At 23.9% G+C, this 18,927-nt stretch carries 13 protein-coding genes and 1 pseudogene; all 14 read left to right on the top strand.

The window, feature by feature from the left end; translation table 4 throughout:
- The first annotated feature begins 20 nt into the window (after nt 1–20).
- The 14 genes and pseudogenes from ACJA28_RS03075 (at nt 21) to ACJA28_RS03140 (ending at nt 18,705) form a co-directional block, all read left to right on the top strand.
- Nucleotides 21–1,040 (top strand): ATP-binding protein, encoded by a 1,020-nt coding sequence (locus ACJA28_RS03075; protein WP_022935060.1) that lies wholly within the window; start codon nt 21–23, stop codon nt 1,038–1,040.
- Nucleotides 1,041–1,530: 490 nt separating this feature from the next.
- Complete coding sequence (locus tag ACJA28_RS03080; RefSeq protein ID WP_406602196.1) at nt 1,531–1,956, top strand: hypothetical protein; 426 nt, start codon at nt 1,531–1,533, stop codon at nt 1,954–1,956.
- 44 nt (nt 1,957–2,000) lie between these two features.
- Nucleotides 2,001–2,240, top strand: coding sequence for a hypothetical protein (locus tag ACJA28_RS03085; RefSeq protein WP_022935062.1), 240 nt, complete (start codon nt 2,001–2,003; stop codon nt 2,238–2,240).
- Entirely contained in the window at nt 2,240–2,656 is a 417-nt protein-coding gene (locus ACJA28_RS03090; protein ID WP_022935063.1) for a hypothetical protein, read from the top strand. Before ACJA28_RS03085 ends, ACJA28_RS03090 begins: the two co-directional genes overlap by 1 nt.
- 1 nt (nt 2,657) lies before the next feature.
- Complete coding sequence (gene tsaE, locus ACJA28_RS03095; protein WP_022935064.1) at nt 2,658–3,074, top strand: tRNA (adenosine(37)-N6)-threonylcarbamoyltransferase complex ATPase subunit type 1 TsaE; 417 nt, start codon at nt 2,658–2,660, stop codon at nt 3,072–3,074.
- A gap of 1 nt (nt 3,075) precedes the next feature.
- Nucleotides 3,076–3,600 (top strand): hypothetical protein, encoded by a 525-nt coding sequence (locus ACJA28_RS03100; protein WP_022935065.1) that lies wholly within the window; start codon nt 3,076–3,078, stop codon nt 3,598–3,600.
- Complete coding sequence (tsaD, locus tag ACJA28_RS03105; RefSeq protein WP_022935066.1) at nt 3,600–4,532, top strand: tRNA (adenosine(37)-N6)-threonylcarbamoyltransferase complex transferase subunit TsaD; 933 nt, start codon at nt 3,600–3,602, stop codon at nt 4,530–4,532. The genes ACJA28_RS03100 and tsaD overlap by 1 nt, the downstream gene beginning before the upstream one ends.
- A 327-nt stretch (nt 4,533–4,859) precedes the next feature.
- Nucleotides 4,860–6,143: pseudogene (locus tag ACJA28_RS03110) on the top strand (MIP family Ig-specific serine endopeptidase); the annotation flags it as partial.
- A gap of 25 nt (nt 6,144–6,168) precedes the next feature.
- Nucleotides 6,169–7,272 (top strand): redox-regulated ATPase YchF, encoded by a 1,104-nt coding sequence (gene ychF, locus ACJA28_RS03115; protein WP_022935068.1) that lies wholly within the window; start codon nt 6,169–6,171, stop codon nt 7,270–7,272.
- 122 nt (nt 7,273–7,394) lie between these two features.
- Nucleotides 7,395–8,636 (top strand): class I tRNA ligase family protein, encoded by a 1,242-nt coding sequence (locus ACJA28_RS03120; protein WP_022935069.1) that lies wholly within the window; start codon nt 7,395–7,397, stop codon nt 8,634–8,636.
- Nucleotides 8,637–8,638: 2 nt separating this feature from the next.
- Complete coding sequence (locus ACJA28_RS03125) at nt 8,639–9,724, top strand: class I SAM-dependent RNA methyltransferase (RefSeq protein ID WP_022935070.1); 1,086 nt, start codon at nt 8,639–8,641, stop codon at nt 9,722–9,724.
- 90 nt (nt 9,725–9,814) lie between these two features.
- Nucleotides 9,815–16,588 carry an ABC transporter permease gene (locus ACJA28_RS03130; protein WP_022935071.1) on the top strand — a complete coding sequence of 2,258 codons (6,774 nt, stop codon included), beginning with the start codon at nt 9,815–9,817 and terminating at the stop codon, nt 16,586–16,588.
- Nucleotide 16,589: 1 nt separating this feature from the next.
- A complete protein-coding gene (locus ACJA28_RS03135) occupies nt 16,590–17,636 on the top strand; it encodes an ATP-binding cassette domain-containing protein (protein ID WP_022935072.1) in 1,047 nt (348 codons plus the stop codon).
- A 52-nt stretch (nt 17,637–17,688) separates the two neighbouring features.
- Nucleotides 17,689–18,705 carry an LD-carboxypeptidase gene (locus tag ACJA28_RS03140; RefSeq protein WP_022935073.1) on the top strand — a complete coding sequence of 339 codons (1,017 nt, stop codon included), beginning with the start codon at nt 17,689–17,691 and terminating at the stop codon, nt 18,703–18,705.
- Nucleotides 18,706–18,927: the final 222 nt, after the last annotated feature.

Consider the following 18,927-nt stretch of genomic DNA (forward strand, 5'->3'; position numbering starts at 1 on the left):
ACCTATATTGGAATTTACTTATGTATGAATTTAACAAAATTAATCTTGTAGAAAGTATAGATGTAGAATTTAAATCTAATTTTGAGTTTGAAAACAAAACTTTTATACACAAAATTTATAAGACTATTAGAGCATTTGCAAATACAAATGGCGGAAAATTAATAATAGGTGTTAATGATGATTGTGAAGTGATAGGAATACCACAAGAAGAAATAGATAAAATTGTTAGACACTTATGTGATGTTTTCAAGAATAAAGTAGAGTTAATAACAAATCCTATACTACATAAGAATAAAAAATGATATCTGGAAATTTATGTTTCTGAAAACAAAGAATTTATATATGAAAACAAACAAATGAAAGAAATATGTATTCGTGAAAATTCTTCTTTGAAAACTCTAAAAGGTAAAGATATAATTGCTTTTTGAGATAAAAAGAAATATTACAATACAAAAATTAATAATTTTTTTAATGAATGTTGCAATAAAAATCTATCAATAGATTGAAAATATAAGATTAATGAATTTCCAGATTTAAATTTAAGGATGGATAGATTCTGTAATTTTTTTAAAAGTATTTGATTAAAATCCAAAATAATTTATTTTCTAAATCCCGAAAAAACATCAAGTTATTTTCAAGGAACAATAAGAAATAGTCCATATTTTGATTATAATTGTAAAACAATAGAATTTCAAATTGACTTTTTTTCTTTATGCATTCATAGTGAAAATTTATCTAAGTATAAAATATTAAGTTCAAAATTAGGAAGTGTAATAGAGTATTATTCTGGATCAATAATATTTAAAATAAATAAAAAATTTGAAATAACAAATTATTTTTATAAATTTGATGACAAATTATTAGAATTCAATATTCAAAACATAAAAATGAATCTACTAAGAAATATCAATGAAATTAATAGAAACAAATTAATTGAAATTAATAAGATATTAGAAGCGAAAATTGTTGAATGTAATAATAATTTTAGAAAATATTCAATAGAAGATGTAGTTGATGAAATTAAAAAATATTTAAAATAATTCTCAAATATTTTGGTTATAATGATTGAATATTGGACTCATTTTGTTAATACTTATTTCTCGCCAAATTAACTAAAAACAACAAATATACATAATAATCGTTAAATAAAAAAGATATAAAAGAAATAAAAAATTTATTAATAGTCTAAATCAATATTGAAGAGCAGGAAAATATAGATTTATTGAAAAATATCAAATTGTTTTGTATTTATTTGTTATTCCATTTTGAACTTTGGGAATAATTGTGATGTTTGCTCTTGGAGCAGATAAACTTAAATATTGGAATGATCACCAATTTTACATATGACAATCTTCTATTTTTATTCCTCTATTTATAATTGGATTTTTTTGAATTATTTTCTTATTAACATTGTTTATAAAACCTAAATTTTTAAATTATAAAATAACACAAATTATTCTATTTATTTTATATGGGATTAGTATATTGTTCTTTTATGGAATAAATAGTTATTTATTAGCTATTGGTTTAATGACTAAACAGTACATTTGGATTTGAGAATTTTGCTCTTTTTTAATTTTATTTACTTTAGTAAATATTGTATTTTTCTTTCAAACTACTTTATATCGTTTTAAAAAAGTAAAATTTGATTTAGAAAAATATCCAAATTTTAATTTTGAAATTATTAATCAAAAATTAGATTTAAATAACATTTCAAAATTCCATTTTAGTAGATTTGATTATTGAAGTAAACAAGAGATAATAAATGAAGAATTAAATATCAAATATTTAGGTTCAAAACAAGGGATATACTTCTTTGAATATCAAAATCCAAAATTTGCAATTTTTACATATTCATTAATGTGATTTCTGTTAAATAAATTTAAAAAAGATGATATTAATTTTGCAATAACTAATACTATTTTAGATTTTGTAAATAAAGAGTCTAATTTCTAATTATGTATTAAAATTAAGTAAAACATCTTGAAGAAAGGCCAAAAATGAAAACTATATTATCTGTAATTAAAAACTATATGGAAAAATCAAAAAGAGATGATTACACTTTTGATGAAATTTTTGAACAAGTAGAAAAAGAATTGTCTCCAGAATGAGCAAAAAATACTTCATATGACTTTGATGATATTGTAAATAATAAAAAAGGTGAAACATATAAATTATTGACTGTTGATGGTGACTTTATTAGAAATGAAGATGGAACATTTAAATTAAAACATTTATAATGAAAATTCAGACAGTTTTGTATTATCGATATTTAATGAGACAAGCAATAACAATAAATATTGTTTCTTTTTTTTTAGTTTTGATTATTTGTCTAATTTTTTTGTTTGTAAAAATTTTAGATTATAAAACATCCATAATTATTGCCTCCTGTATTTGATTATTTTTTTTGTTTACATTTATTGTTCTTTTAGTATGAATTTTTAAATTTAAATCTACTAAAAATAAATTAAAAGATTTAGAACTATACAAAAGAATAACTAATGAAGCAATAAGAATAAAAGTTTTAAAATCAGGCATTAGAATTAAATATTTAATACCTAAATCAGGGCAAGAAGAAAAATTTTTTAATGCAATTGAACCTGAAATAGAAAAACAAAAAAAATTGATGCTTATTCAGAAGGAAAAATACAAATAAAATGAATAAAGAAGAGTTCCCTATAAAATTAATTAAAAAAAAAGATGAAGTTGTTTTAGTAGCTAATTTAGTATTAAATTTAATTAGGTCTTTTGAAGTTCAATTTATTCTTTTGAAAGGTGATATTGGTTCAGGTAAAACAACTTTAGTTAAAGAAATTGCTAAAGTGCTGGGCGAAACTTCAAATATTATTTCTCCTACATTTAACAAAATGTTTGTGTATCAACATATAGTTCATATCGATGCATATCATTTAGATAGTCAAACTCTAGATTCTTTTGAAGATTATTTTGAAGATAAAATAGTTATAATTGAGTGGGCAGAAAAATTAAATCAAAAATTTCCAGAAAGATTAGAAATCGAAATCGTTCATTTAAATGATGAAACTAGACAATATGTGATTGACTGAAAGAGATAAAATGAAATTATTTATTGATTCTACACAAAAAATTTTTGTTGCAGCATTACTAAATGATAATAATACTATCGAATATAAGGTTATTACTGAAACTAAATACAAAGTTGAAGAAATAATTAATTTTTTTGATAAATTATCTAAGCTGGATTCAATAGAGGAAATTTACATTAATTTAGGTCCAGGTTCATTTACAGGATCTAGAATTGCGTTGTTATATGTTAGAACGTTATCTCAGTTAAATTCTAATATAAATATATTTACTACTAATTCATATGAATTGTTAGATAAACAAAATCATTCTAATGCAAAGAGCATTTTTTACATAAATGCAACTAAAACAAAATCATACAGTTTATCAAAAAACAAAGTAGAAATAATAGATAAAGTTTTTTGTGAATCTCAAATTAATTATGAAGAAATACTAAATAATTTTTCTTTTTATCAATCTATTTTTGTTCTTTCTTCATTTAAAAATATTCAACCTATATACGCATCAAATCCACAGATTGGTGAGGTTAAGAAGTAATGAAAATTTTGGGTATTGAATCTTCACATGATGATACTTCTATTGCTATTGTTGAAAATAAAAAAGTATTAATTAATTTAAAAATTTCACAAATTAATATACATAAACAATACGGAGGAACGATTCCTGAAATTGCTTCTCGTGAACATTTCAATAATTTTATGATTTTGCTTGAAGAACTTAAGTCAAAAGTGGATTTAAATGAAATTGATTATGTAGCTTATACTGAGACACCTGGTCTAATTGGCGCACTTCAAATGGGCAAATTGTTTTCTCATGCTATTAGCAAATCTTTGAATAAACCATTGATACCAATAAATCATTTAGATGGTCATATATTTTCAGTTTTATTGAATAAAGAAGATAAAATCGAATATCCAGCAATAGCTTTAGTAATTTCAGGAGGACATACAAATTTATATTATTTGGAAAATGATAAAGATAAACAATTAATAGGAAATACATTAGATGATGCAGCAGGAGAAGTTTTTGATAAGGTTGCTTGATCATTATTTAAAGAATTTCCTGGAGGTAAATTAATTGATGATATTTTTTCGCAAAATCAAAATACAGATTTTTCGAAATATAAATTTAGTAACCCTAAATTAACAAACAAATTTGATTTTTCTTTTAGTGGATATAAAACTCAAGTAATCAATTTAGTAAAAAACACTGAAAGCATAGATAAAAATCTCATTGCTACTAGTTTTCAAAAACATATTATTGATTTTATAATTACTAAAGTCCAGCTTGCAATTAATGAGTATAAACCTAATTCTGTGATTTTATCTGGTGGAGTTAGTGCTAATAAATATCTGAGAAAACAATTTTATAAGTTACATGAAAATGTATTAATGCCTTTATTTGAATATTCTACTGATAATGGAGCAATGATAGCAATAGCTGCTTTTGAAAAGTTAAGTTCGAAATAATAGTATGTTAAAATCCTATTAAGAATATTGTTTATGCTAAAAATCAAAAGTAGAAGTCTAAAATTTATAAGTAGTTGTTTAATAACTTCGCTTTTTGTTTTACCTTTTATTATATCGTGTTCTTCTAAAAAAGATAATTCAAACGCACAAATTGAAAATGTTTATGAAACTTATTCTAATAGCGAATTAAAAAATAACAAATTATCTACAGTTGGATCAAATAGAAAATTAGATATAGTTTTAGGTCGAGGTGCTGATGATATTTATGATGCAGATTTTAGTGATGGACGAGAAAATAAATCTCCATTACTTGGCGAAATTGTTAATGAACAATATAAAAAATTAGCCCAAATATCTTTTTCAGTTAATTTTTACAATAGTGGAGCTTCTTATTTAGGAACTGCTTGGATTTTAGATTATCAATTAGTAGATGGTGTTAATCAGAATCCAAATGGTAATTCTTATGACGAAACTAATTATCCTACAAAATGATATTTAGCTACAAATACTCACGTCATGGATGATTTAAAAGTTGTAAATAGTATTTACAAGGAAACCAACACATCTCTTCAACCTAGTAAATCTACTACAAAAGCAATTTTTAAAAAAATAAATAATCCAGAAATTGGGAATGGGAATGGAAAATATCAACAAAGTTCATTAAATAATTCTGCTTATGAAATTTTTGATATTTCTCTAGTAGAAAACGGACAACCATCTTCAAATCCTGCAGTAACTCCAATCTTTTTAGGATTTGATTATTTAAAATCTTCTCCTAATGAGTTTATTAATAATTTACCTCCAATGGTAGATAAGGTGCCCGGATTTGACACAATTGAAGAAATGGCTGATTTTAGTGTATTTGAAATCGATTTTGAAAAAATTACTGATATTCCTTCTCAGTTTAACAATAATCCACACTTATTCGCAAGACATTTTAGTTCAAATTATGCAAATTGAAGCGATAAAGAACAATTCAAAATTCCAGATTCATCATTATTAAAGAATAAGGAAAAAGTTGAAAATAAAACATATTATGCTTTAGGATTTCCTCAAGAGGCAGCTAATGGTGGTTCTCATATAACAGATAATGTTTATCTTTATTGTAATAAACCACAATCAGATAATTTTGATAAATCAAAAGGTAGCCACTTAGTAAAAGAAAGACATTATAATACTTTTAAAAATCAAAGAGGATTGTTCGATTTAATGATAGGATCTCCAGATTTTGGTTATGCTTTAAATCCAATTAACTCAAATATTGTAAGTTCTCAAGGGATAGTTCCTTATATCTATCAAGGATTGGCTTATGTTGATCAGAATGGAGATATGAAGGGCGGATCTTCAGGATCAATTTTTGTAGATGAAGATAATTATATTTATGGAATTCATTTTGCTTCGGATTTTACTGCTCATGTTGGTATTAATTTTGCTCTTAGATCAGAAGGTTATGATTATAAAGGGGCATATGGTAAATATAATCTACAACCATATGATTTGATTTATGGAGGATATATAAATCAAAAACAATCTTATCGTGAACAATTAATAAAACTTTATGGGAGCAAAATTAAAACAAATATTTTCAAAAAAGGTCTTACTGGTTATTAAAAGTTTTTAGTTTAAAGGAGATATTATGGGATTAAAAGCAGGTATTGTTGGTTTACCAAATGTAGGTAAATCCACTTTATTTTCAGGTTTAACTAGAATGAGGGCTGAATCGGCAAATTATGCTTTTACTACAATTGAACCCAATACAAGTATTGTTGAATTAAATGATAAAAGATTGACAAAATTATCTAATATGGTTAATACCCAAAAAACAATTAAAGCAACTTTTGAATTTGTAGATATAGCAGGTTTAGTGGCTGGAGCTTCAAAAGGCGAGGGTTTAGGAAATAAATTTTTAGCAAATATTAGGGAGGTTGATCTAATAGTTCATGTTGTAAGATGTTTTGAAAATAAAGATATTTTACATGTTGCAAATTCTGTTGATCCAGTTCGTGATTTTGAAACTATCAATTTGGAATTAATTTTTGCTGATATGCAAACATTAGAAAATGTTTTGTCTAGAATTGCTAAGCGAGCACAAAATACTCAAGATAAAAAATTATTAAAAGAAGTTGAAACTATAGATAAAGTAATGCAAGCTTTTAGAGAAGAAAAAATGGCTTGAGAAATAAATTTAGACGAAGAAGAAATAAAAATTTTAAAGAGTTATCAATTATTAACATTAAAACCTATGATTATAGTAGCTAATGTTGCTAGTGAGCATGCTACAAATCCTGAATTAGATTCTAATTTTGTCAAAATTAAAGAATTAGCAGATAAAAAGAATATAAAATTAGTTCCACTATCAGTTGAAATTGAAACTGAAATTTCTTTTTTAAATGAAGAAGAAAAAGAAATGTTTCTATCTGAGTACAATTTAACAGCATCAGGATTAGATAATTTGATTAGAACAGCTTTTGATAATTTAAATTTAGCTACTTATTTTACTGTTGGAATAAGAGAAACCAGAGCATGAGTTTTTAAAAAAGGGATGTTAGCGCCTGAATGTGCTGGTATTATTCATAATGATTTTGAAAAACATTTTATTAAAGCAGAGGTTATTGCTTATGAAGATTTTATTATTTGTGGAGGAGAAAAAGAAGCTAAAGATGCTGGAAAAATGAGGTTAGAGGGAAAAAGTTATATTATGAAAGATGGAGATATTTGTAATTTTAAAATTGGAAAATAATATTTTTGGGAATTGTCACAAAAATATTCGATGTAAATATGAAAATTTGCAAAATTTAAATTAAAATTAATTTAATAATATTCTTAGAACAAGAGTTTATAATCAAATAATTAACTAAATTTATGAATACAAAAGAATATATTTATTTATGTGGCCCTACTGTCTATAATAAAGTACATATTGGTAATATGAGACCGATAGTTACTTTTGATTTAATGTTAAGAGCAATTAAATATCTTAAACCTAACATTAAGTTGATTCATAACATTACTGATATTGATGATAAAATCATTAATCGAGCAAAAGAAGAAAATGTTTCAGAAGAAGAAATTGCACAAAAATATACCCAGTTTTATTTGGATATGTTGAAAGCATACAATATTAAAACTATTGATTATTTGCCTAAAGTTTCTGAAAAAATTCCTTTTATTGAATCATTTATTAATGAATTAATCAAAAAAAATTATGTTTATGAATCTAATGGTTCTTATTATTTCAAAACCGAAAAATTAGATACGTATGGTGAAGTATCAAATAATACTTTATCTAATTTACAATCAGAAGAACCAAATTTAGAAAAAGAAAATTCTTGTGATTTTGCTTTATGAAAAAACAAAACTGAAGGACAAACTTGAAATACTAAATCCTTAGGTGTAGGCAGACCAGGTTGGCACACTGAGTGTGCAGCTTTTGTTTATGAATTAACTAAAGGCAGACCATTATTAATTCATGGAGGAGGAATTGATTTAAAATTTCCTCATCACGAAAATGAAAATGCTCAATTTAGAGCTTTAACTAATTTGCCAATTTGCAATGAATGAATTCATATAGGAATTATTAATTATAAAAATCAAAAGATGTCTAAATCATTAGGTAATATTGTTTTTGCAGATCAATTTTTAGAACAATATCAAAATCAAACAAAAGCATCAAATTTATTTAGATTAATCATTTTATCTTCATCTATTCAATCTACAATTGAGTTAAATGATGAATTAGTTAATTCTTTAATTAAGAAAAATAATCAAATTCAAAAAATTATTAATTATGCTCTATTAAATAATTTAGATCACATAGTGTTAGATATTAATCCAGATATAATTGATGATTTAGCTAATGGAAAGTTTTCAAATGTTTACAAAACATTAAATGAATTAATTAAAAATTTTAATAGTTCAAAAGATGAAAAATATGCTTCAATGATTTTCAATATAATTAAGTTTTTGGGTTTTGATGTTACAAATAAAAATATCAATGATAAGACAAAATTAATTTATGTTCAATGAAAAATAGAATCATCTAAAAAAAATTTTGAAAAGGCAGATCAATTACGAAAAGTACTAATTGATAAAAATTTAATTTAATTATGAATATTTATGAAGGTGTTGTTGAATTTTATAATCAACATGGTGAAGGTGTTGTTTTAAACAACAAAAAACCATATTATGTTTATGGAGCAATTATTGATGAAAAAATAAAATATCAAATTTTAAAAGAATTTAAAACATATGGAATTGCTCAACTAATCGAGATAATAGAAAAATCAAAAAACCGCATTGACCATAATATTAAAGATGCACATCTAATAGGCGGCTATGATTTAATTCACATGAACGAAGGAGAGCAAAAAAATTTTAAAGTTAATAGAGTTAAAAATGATTTTAAAAAAATTGCTCAATATGAATTAGACAACATCGAGTGATTTGCAGGTAAAAACAAATTCAAGTATCGTAACAAAATAACACTTCATGATGGTTTTTTTTATCAAAAAAATTCTAAAACAAAAATAGCAATAAATGATTTTTTATTATCTTCTATAAAGTGAGATCCAAATTTAAGAGGAGATATTATTTATCGCCAATTAGATACCTTGATTTATGGGACTAAGAATGAAAAAAAATATACAAGCGATACATTGTTTGGTTTTAAATTTAGAGTTGGGTTAAATTCTTTTTATCAAATTAATAAAGAAGTCACTAAATATGCCTATCAATTTATTAGAGAAAACATTATAAAAGAAGCAAATACTTTAGATTTATATTGTGGTATTGGAACAATAAGTATTATCCTTTCACCATTTTCCAAAAAAGTTATTGGAGTTGAAATAAATAAAGAATCTTATGAAGATGCAATTTATAACAAAAAAATTAATAAAATTGATAATGTAGATTTTATTAATAAAAGTGTTGATCAATTTGTTTGTATAAATGACACTCATTTTGAAAATATTATTTTAGACCCCTCTAGAAAAGGTGTTGGTAAGCAAACAATTCAAAAAATAATTAATGATTTTTCTCCAGAAAGAATAATTTATATGTCATGTAACCCAGCAACGCAAGCGTCAGATTTTTCTTATTTAAAGGATTTTTATCAATTGGATAAAATCGTTGTATTGGATATGTTTCCTCAAACTTATCACATTGAAACTATTATAGTTTTATCAAAAAAATAAATAAAAAATAGCAATTTTGTTCAGTTATATATATTTATATTAAATATATATTATTGATAAAATATCATTGTAATTTTAGTTTAGATAATTATGAAAAAATTGTTTAAAGAAGTCTGAAAATCGTTTTCAAAATCTAAAGTAATATTAGCGGGTCTAATTATTTTGATTTTCTTAACTTCTGGAATAATAACTTTAATTTTTGATGTTACTAATTCATATAAAACACAGTTAAATAATTTCAAAAAAAAATCTGTTTTACAAGATGTTACAATGAATTCTTCATTAAATTTATATGGCACAACCCCATCAAAATTTTATGAAGCTCAGGAAACTAAGTATAAGGATAAATCTTATTTGATAGATAATCAATGAGAACATATAGAAAATAAAAACAGTTATATTGATTCAATTCAAATAAATACTGAAAGCAATTATTTTAATTTAAGAACAATTATTCCTTCATTAAATGAAGATTTATATGTAAAGACACAAGATTTAACCTACTTATTAAATGCAAATCTGAATTTAGGTAATATACAAATTCCAACACAAGGGCAAGCTGTTGAAGTAGTTCTAGATACAAAAGGAAATAATAATATAATTACCTACAAAAAGAATAGTAATGGAGATTTTTTCTCTACGATTATTTATCAAATAGACAATTTATTTGATTCATATAATAATGGATGGCAAGCTTCTAAAGATGCTAAAAATTTATATAATGCACCCGGTTGAATTACTTCACAATCTTTTAATGAGATAGTAATTGATAAAGAAAATCCAAAAAATGCATATTTGAAAAAAGCAATTAATGATAGAACTAATAATTCGAGTGAGAGCTTAAGGTATAAAAATAATCCAGATTCATTTTTAGAACTATCTTCTGAACAAGTAGGGTCGCTTTTAGGTTTTAGAAATTTTAAATTAGATAAAAATTTAGAATGAATATTAGAAGGTAATATTAACGATGTTCAGCAAATTGAAGCTAAAGATTTTTTTAGTAAAAATAATCAAATACCACCAATAAAAAATTCATTTAATTTGCAAGAAAAAATCGAAGTGACTAAAAACTTATCTATACTAAACATTCCTACAAATTGGTTTGTATATTCTCAATATAAGTATATTTTTACTAGAAAAGAAAAAATGTTAAATGGAATAAATTTTAATAATGAAGACATTCTTATCGCTAACGAATGATCTGGTTATTATAATGAATATCTAAACAATTTAAAACAAACTGATATTAATAAGTTAAAAGATTTAGCTTCTATCCATTTTTGAACAAAAGATGTTGTGATTTCTAAAGTTGATTATCTAGGAAATGAAATAAAAAAAGTTAATGAAAATAATGAAATAATTCCAGATTCTAATAATGCAACTAAATTTGATAATATTATTTTAACTACATCTGATTTAGAACTGCCGTTAATTAATAAAGAGGGACAATCAAGCACTTTATCACAATTAGAAAATATTCAAGTAAATGAAAATAACGTGCTTAAGATAAGTACTGACTTATCTTCATCAAATGAAGAATTTATCAAACAACAAGCCCAAAATTTTAAGTATAAGCAAATTTATGATGTTATTAAAAAATATACAAGTCAAATCGGAATTAGAGAAACACTTACTGTAAATGCAAATAGTCAAAAAGAAACTAATGTTTATCAATTTATTAATTTAGGAAATTCTAATAATGAAATTAATTGGAATGGAATTAACATTAAGCAAAATGTTGGTAAATTAATTAATACTAATTTAAATAACGATATTTTTAAATTACCATCAAATATAAATGCAAAATCTAATCAAGTACCTCTAGATTATGTTCCTCAAATTATTGATCAATTATTGACCGGCTTATCTTTGAACAGGGATTATATTAATCCAATGATTTCCTTTAATAGTTTTACTTATTACAATGTGGATAATTTAGAAGTAGAAGCAAGTGGAGCCAAAATAATTTGAGTAACTAAAGATGGTCAAAAAAATTTAAATGATGTTTATGGTATTTCAGCAATTCAATTAGATAAAAATAAACCTCAAGAGAAAAATTATTTTATTTTAAAAAAAGATAATAGCACTAATTCACTTCAATGGATTGTTGAAAAACAATTTATGTATAGTCAGAAAGAAGAGTTTTTCAAATATATTCAAAAGGAAAGATTAAATTTTGCTCCTTTTGATGTTGATGGAAATGATTTAAAAGTAGTGTCTGAAAAAGGATGGGCAAAACAAAATAACACTTATTCAGATAAGTACAGTGTGCCATTTCAATATTATTTACCTAATTCAGATTTAATTGAAGATTTTAATCAAGCTCAACAAAATCCAAATAGTGGAAAACATGGGATGGAAATGTTTCGTGATAATTTAATACACACTTTAACATTATCTATTAGACCGTTAATTCCTGCTTCTTTATGATCCACATTAATGGAAGGTGTAAATACAGCGTTTTCTGATTATGGTTTTGGTGCAGGATTAACACCACCAGCCGCTTTAACAACTAGTACTATTATTAGAGTTGTTTTAGGTGTTTTTTATGATTCTGTTCTAAATTCTAATGAGGCTTTTATGAATCCTCTTTTTACCAATATTTTAAATGGAATAAAAAGATCAATTAATAAGAACGGAAATGCAAGTATTTCTGAACAAAAATTAGCATTAAAAATTCAGTTAAAAAATTTAGAACGAATTCTTTCTTTAACAATTGGATCTTCTATTTCGTTATCATCGCTTGTTGATGAGCAAATTGATGACCCTTCTAGCTTGATTGATGGTCTTGATAAAATAATTTCTTCAATTAATTTAGATAAAGCAATTATTGAAATATGAGAATCATATATAGGTAAAAATTATGAAAATGACAAGTCAAATAAAACAATTGGAACAGGAGATTTTTTGCCTGCTTTATATGGAAATATTTATAGCACTGAAACACTTAAAAATGGAATTAAAGAAGTTTTACAAGCTACTAAGATTGGTAAAGAAAATTTAAAAGATGTAATAGAAAAAATATTGCCGCTAATTCCTGACCAAAGTATTGCAGGCATTATTAAACTACTTTTACCACTTTTAGGTAATAAAAAAGTATTTGAAGCAATTGATTGATTACAACTTGAAGATCCAATTAAAGGTAAATCATACTTAGAATCAAAAACATACATAAAAACTTTGACTATAAACAATCAAGAAATAGAAAATAAAACTATTAAATTAAAAGATATAATGTCATTATTTACAGTTAAGGCTTTAGGTATTATAAATTTAAATATTGGTGATTTTATTGACGAAAACCAAGAAACAATTATTAGTTATAACCCTACACAATTAAATCCGTTAGAGTTAGATATGGATTTATTATGATATTTAAAAAATTACGTTTTCAAGCAAGAAGTTAATCAAGTAGAAAGAAAAATTGAGAATATGGATTTATTTGGAATTGACCCAGGTTATTTCATTTCTTATGCGACAAGCTCATTTACTGAAATTAAAGAGGATGATAATCAAATTACAATGACTGAGAATGATGGTAAATTAGCTATAGTAAATCAAGCATTTTTAGAGCAAAATAATAAACTTGTTTATCAATCTAAAACTTTAGAACAAGATTTAAACGATTTATCTCAAATAGATAATAAATATAAAATTGATGTAGATGGAGTTGAATATTTGATTATAGGTAGTGATTTTAGTGTAGATTACATGTATCCTGTAATAAATTCTGAAAATGTTACAGTCAACACTAAAACACAAGCTTTAGTATATGTTAATCAGCATGGTTATGATAGGATTAAAAGATCAAATACTAGTGCCCCTACTGAAAAATATTTTTTATTAACAGCAAAAAATAATGAATCACCAATTCAATTACAAACAAAATTAAATGAATTTGTATATGAATGAGCAACAGGTAATAAATGAAGTTTTGGTAATGTTAATAGTGATAGCAACACATATAAATTAGCATATCTAAGAAATGAATCTTCTTTATTAAATCCAGAAAGATCTTTAAGATTAACAGTAATTGAAGATATGATTATTAACTTAGAAAATGTACAAAAAATTGTTGGAATAATGTTAACTATAATTGTTGCAATAGTTATTATGTTTGTGGTTAGAAGATATATTGGTTCAAGGGCAAAAGTTTTAGGTATTTTAAAAGCTCAAGGTTACTCATCATGACAAATTGCTTCTTCAATTTGTTTGTTCCCTCTATTTGTTTCGATAATTGGAGCAACATTAGGATATATAACTGGTTTAGTTGCTCAATATGGAGTATTTAAGTTATTTACAATTTTTTGAACAATTCCAATTGTTACTATTCCATTTAACTGATTAACATTTGTATTAACTTTAATTATTCCAATTGTTTTATTGTGTTCTTTAACTATCCTAACTACATTTTGATTTTTACATAAAAATAAATCTATTTCTATGATGAATGGTTCAATGGAAGTTAATGAATCTCATTTTGCAAATTCGATTAATAAATTAGTTTCAAGAACATCAGTTAAAAATAAATTTAGTATTTCTCTTGCTTTGGGATCGATTGGTAAATTGATTGCTTTATTTATTTCTGCATTATTTACGGCTGGTGTAACTTTATTTTTTGTTACTTCATATAAAGCGTTTGATAAATCAATTAATCGTACTTATGCGAATAAAACATATAAATATATTATTTCATATACAACTCCAACTGTTGAAGGTAATCAAATGCAAATATATTATATTTATCCAGGCGGAGCCAATAATTTAGATAATATTGCTAATAATATTCAAAATATGCTTTATGTTCCGGTTGGAGACCCTGCTGAAGGATATGTTTATTATAGTGATTATTTTAAACCTGGATATAATGAAACAATTAACAAAAATGGAGCAAATGGAGATGTTGCTGAAACAGACACAACAACACCTCATATTTTTACAAAAGCCTCAATTGATTTAACTGTAAATGCGGGCGGCATGAGTATTAATGTATGAAAAAACTTATATAATGCAATTCCTGAATCACAAAGATCTTCAATTATTAGTAAATCTCAAATTTCTAATCAATGATTAGAATGGACACAAGAAGGAAAAGAACAAGAATATCAAGGAAAAAAATATATTACTAAATTCGAAAACTTTAATACAAGTGATGAATACTTAACTTTATTTGACAAAGAACAAAATAAAAATGTTCAAATTTACAATTCTGAATTAGATAAGTATGAAGATATTCGAATTGATTATTTTAATTTTGAAAAAAATGAAATTCTACCTGAAAATTCAAAATTTATTTATCGAAAATCGACATCTAATAATGCTTATTATGATTCCACTTTGTTAATTACAGGTAACGAGGACACAAAAGCATCTAGAGCTTTATATCGTGAATTTTTGGTAAATGGTTACAAATCTATGTTTAACTATGATTCAACAAACATAAATTCAATAATCTCTTTACTAGATATTAAACAAAGAACTCCAATGCCAGAATATGAATTAGATTATTTTATTTCTCCAGGCGCTTTGATAATGATGAATGATCAAAAAGATAAAATGGATGAAACGTTTACATATATTGACACAATCAATATTTTAAATCAAAATATGCAACCTAAAATTTATGGATATAAATATGATTCAAAACATATTCAAGTAGTAGATTCAAATGGACAAAATTTAATTAAAAAAGCTGAAGAATTTGCAATAACTAGCAAAAACGAGTATCCATTAATTATTAATAAAGTTGTTGCACAAAAATATGGATTGAAAAATGGAAATATATTAACTTTAAGAGTTAATAACAAATATGATAGATATTCAAACAAATTAAAAGAAGCAATTAACACAACAAGCAATGATATTCATTTAAATATTGAGTCAAATGAATATAAATTTAAGATCATAGGAATTAGTGATACGTACATTAATGAAGAATGAATAACTGCTCAAAGTGTAGCTAATAAAATTTTGGGTTTAAATGAAAATGGATATAATGGAACAATATCAGATTCTAACGCTCCCATCCCCATTGCAAGTTCGTTGCCACTTTATTCATCTAATGGATATTGATCAGCAGATAATAAAATATTTACTTCTAATTCAATTAATGATTTAAGTAATTCAGAATTACAAAGATTAATTAATACATATCGTCAGTTGTTTTATACTACTAAAAACGGAAATATAAAAAATGTTTCATTAATCGCTAGTTTTATTGATTCGTTTAATTTAGGATATTCAAACGACAAAATTAACACTATCATTAAAAATTTAATAGGATTAGATAACTTAGATTTAAATTATAGCGATAGTGGTTCAAACTTTGAAACTGCCTCAAAAGCAAATAATGCTATTAAAAAATTTATTGAAATATATACAGATAATTCTTTATATGCATTTCTAGAAAATGCGATATCCAATGGAGTCGAAAAAGAATATATTGTTAATGCATCATCCACAGTAAATAAAACTTTAACAATTATGTTGGTTATTACATTTACAATTTCTTTAACAATATTAGTTATGATCACATCAATGATAATAAATGAAAATGAAAGAAATATTGCTATTTTTGGAGTTCTAGGTTATACAACAAAAGAAAAAATTAGAATGTTCTTTTCGATTTATATTCCGATTGTTTTTATTTCTATTTTATTTTCAATCCTAGTTGTTTGATTAATTATTCCAACATTTTTATCAACAATTCTTGCAACAACATCAATTTTGTTACCGATGAATTTATCTATTATTCATGTATTAATTGCTTCAGGAATTTTAACTTTTGTTTTCGCAATTACATGTATGATTGCTTGAATAGTTCAAGGCAAAATTAAACCAATTGTTTTACTTAAAGAGGTGTAAAATGAAAAAAATTAAAGAAGTTATCAAAAAGATCAAAAATAACAAAGAAATTAATAAGTTATACAAAGAAGAAAGTAAGTTTGAAAAAGAACAACAAAAACAAAATAAAACTTATTCTTCTAGAACTTTGCTAAACAAAAAAAATAAAGATGATACATTTTTAGAAATTTTTATTGATACTTCTTCAATTAATCAAAATATAGCTTTAAACGAAGCAAATGATGATCAAACAAGATCTGATACAAATGAAAAAACTTTAGTTTTTTCTGTAAAAAATAGTGATATTAGAAAAATTAAAAATAGTAATAATAAAAAAAGAAAAAAAGATGAATATAAAAATTTAAAAAATAATTCTAATTATGTTATTGAAGTTCAAAATATTTCTAAATATTATATTTCTGGTAAAAATAAAGTTTCTAAAATTTTAGATGGTCTAGATTTAAAAATAGAAAAAGGTGATTTTGTAGTTTTATTTGGTAAATCAGGTTCAGGTAAATCTACATTATTAAATATTATTTCAGGATTAGATCGTCCTACAAGTGGTAATGTTGTTGTAGAGAATATCAATTTACCATATTTAAGTAACAGTCAATTGACTAAATTTAGAAGAGAGCATATTGCTTTTATTTTTCAACAATATCATTTACTAAATAATATTACAGGATATGAAAATGTAGAAACAGGCGCAATTTTGTGTAAACATAATGATAAAGAAAGTCAAATAGATTTAAAAAAAATGTTTGTAGAGTTTGAATTAGAAGATGTAATGTATAAATATCCTTCACAAATGTCAGGAGGACAACAACAAAGAATTTCAATTATGAGAGCTCTAGCTAAAAATTCAAATATTATTTTTGCCGATGAGCCCACAGGTGCTTTAGATAAAAAAACAGGGATAATTGTTATGGAATTACTTAAAAAAATAAATCAAGAACAAGGTAAAACTATTATTATGGTTTCTCATGATCCTGATGTTATCAAATATGCAAAGAGAACAATTTATTTAAATAAAGGAAAAATCATTAAAGATGAAAGATTAAATAATTAGATTTTCTTTAAAAAATAAATATAAATTAATAATTTTTAAAAATTTAGAATATATGAAGGTGTCAAATCTTGGTAATAATAAAATAAATAAAAATAGTTGAAAAAACTGCAATATTAAAATTGGTGTTTTTAATTCTTCATCTAATTTAGGTTTTATACATATTAATAGAGTTAAACTAACTAAAGAAATATTTGATGATTTGAAAATAAAAATTGATTTAGGTAAATTAACTTTTAATAAAAATTCAACATATCGCAGTGGTTCAATTAAAGAAAGAGCAGATGAATTTAATTTTTTGATAAAAAACAACAATATTGTTTTATCAATGATTGGAGGATTTAATACTTCTTCTATTTTACATTTGGTTGATTATAAATTCATTTCTAAGAATAAAATTAAAATAGTTGGATGTTCTGATACAACTGCTTTGTTATTAGCAGTTTATAATCAAACAGGAATACCCACTTATTATGGCCATTCTTTTTTAATGTCTTATTATGAGCAAAAAGAAATACGAGATTTTAACATAAACGAATTAATACAAACAGTTATCATTGATTTTCCTCATGAAGTGAACTCTCCAAAAAAATACACAATTGATCGAGTTGATTGGAAATTAAATAAGATAAAAAATAAAAAAATGTTAAAAAATTCCATTAAGACATTAAATGGTGATAATAAAGTTATTGAAGGAAGATTATTAGGAGGAAATTTAAATACAATGGCATCTTTAATTGGTACAAAATATATGCCTTTGTTTAAAAATAATGATATTTTATTCATTGAAGATTCATGTGTCAACGAGGAAATAACTGAAAGAAATATGTCAGTTTTAAAAAATAGCGGGATTTTAGATAAAGTAGCCTGTATTTTAATTGGAAAAATTGAAAATTATAACAATGAAAAAGGCAAAAGACAATATCATGAAATATTGTTAGAATTTTTAAATCGAAATATACCCATTATGTATGATTTTAGTTGTTCTCATATTCAACCATCTAACATTTTAAAAATAGGCGCTAAAACAAGAATAAATTTTAAGAATAAAAGAGTTTATATCTTAGAATAGTTGAATTTTACGTAAAAACAAGAAGTAAATTTATTATTAAATCAACTTTTAATTTGTCGAAATTTTAGTATTTTATTAATTGTGTTATATTAGTTTAAATCTTTATTAATTCAAGAAAAATATTTCGTTTTTCTTCTTGCAATAGAATAATGAGAAATATAAACAATAGTATTAACATTGTTTATAATATCTATTTAGTGAAAATGTGGTATAGAGAAGGAA

Source organism: Mesomycoplasma moatsii (assembly GCF_045276915.1).
In the GTDB taxonomy this organism is placed as follows: Bacteria; Bacillota_I; Bacilli_A; order Mycoplasmatales; family Metamycoplasmataceae; genus UBA710.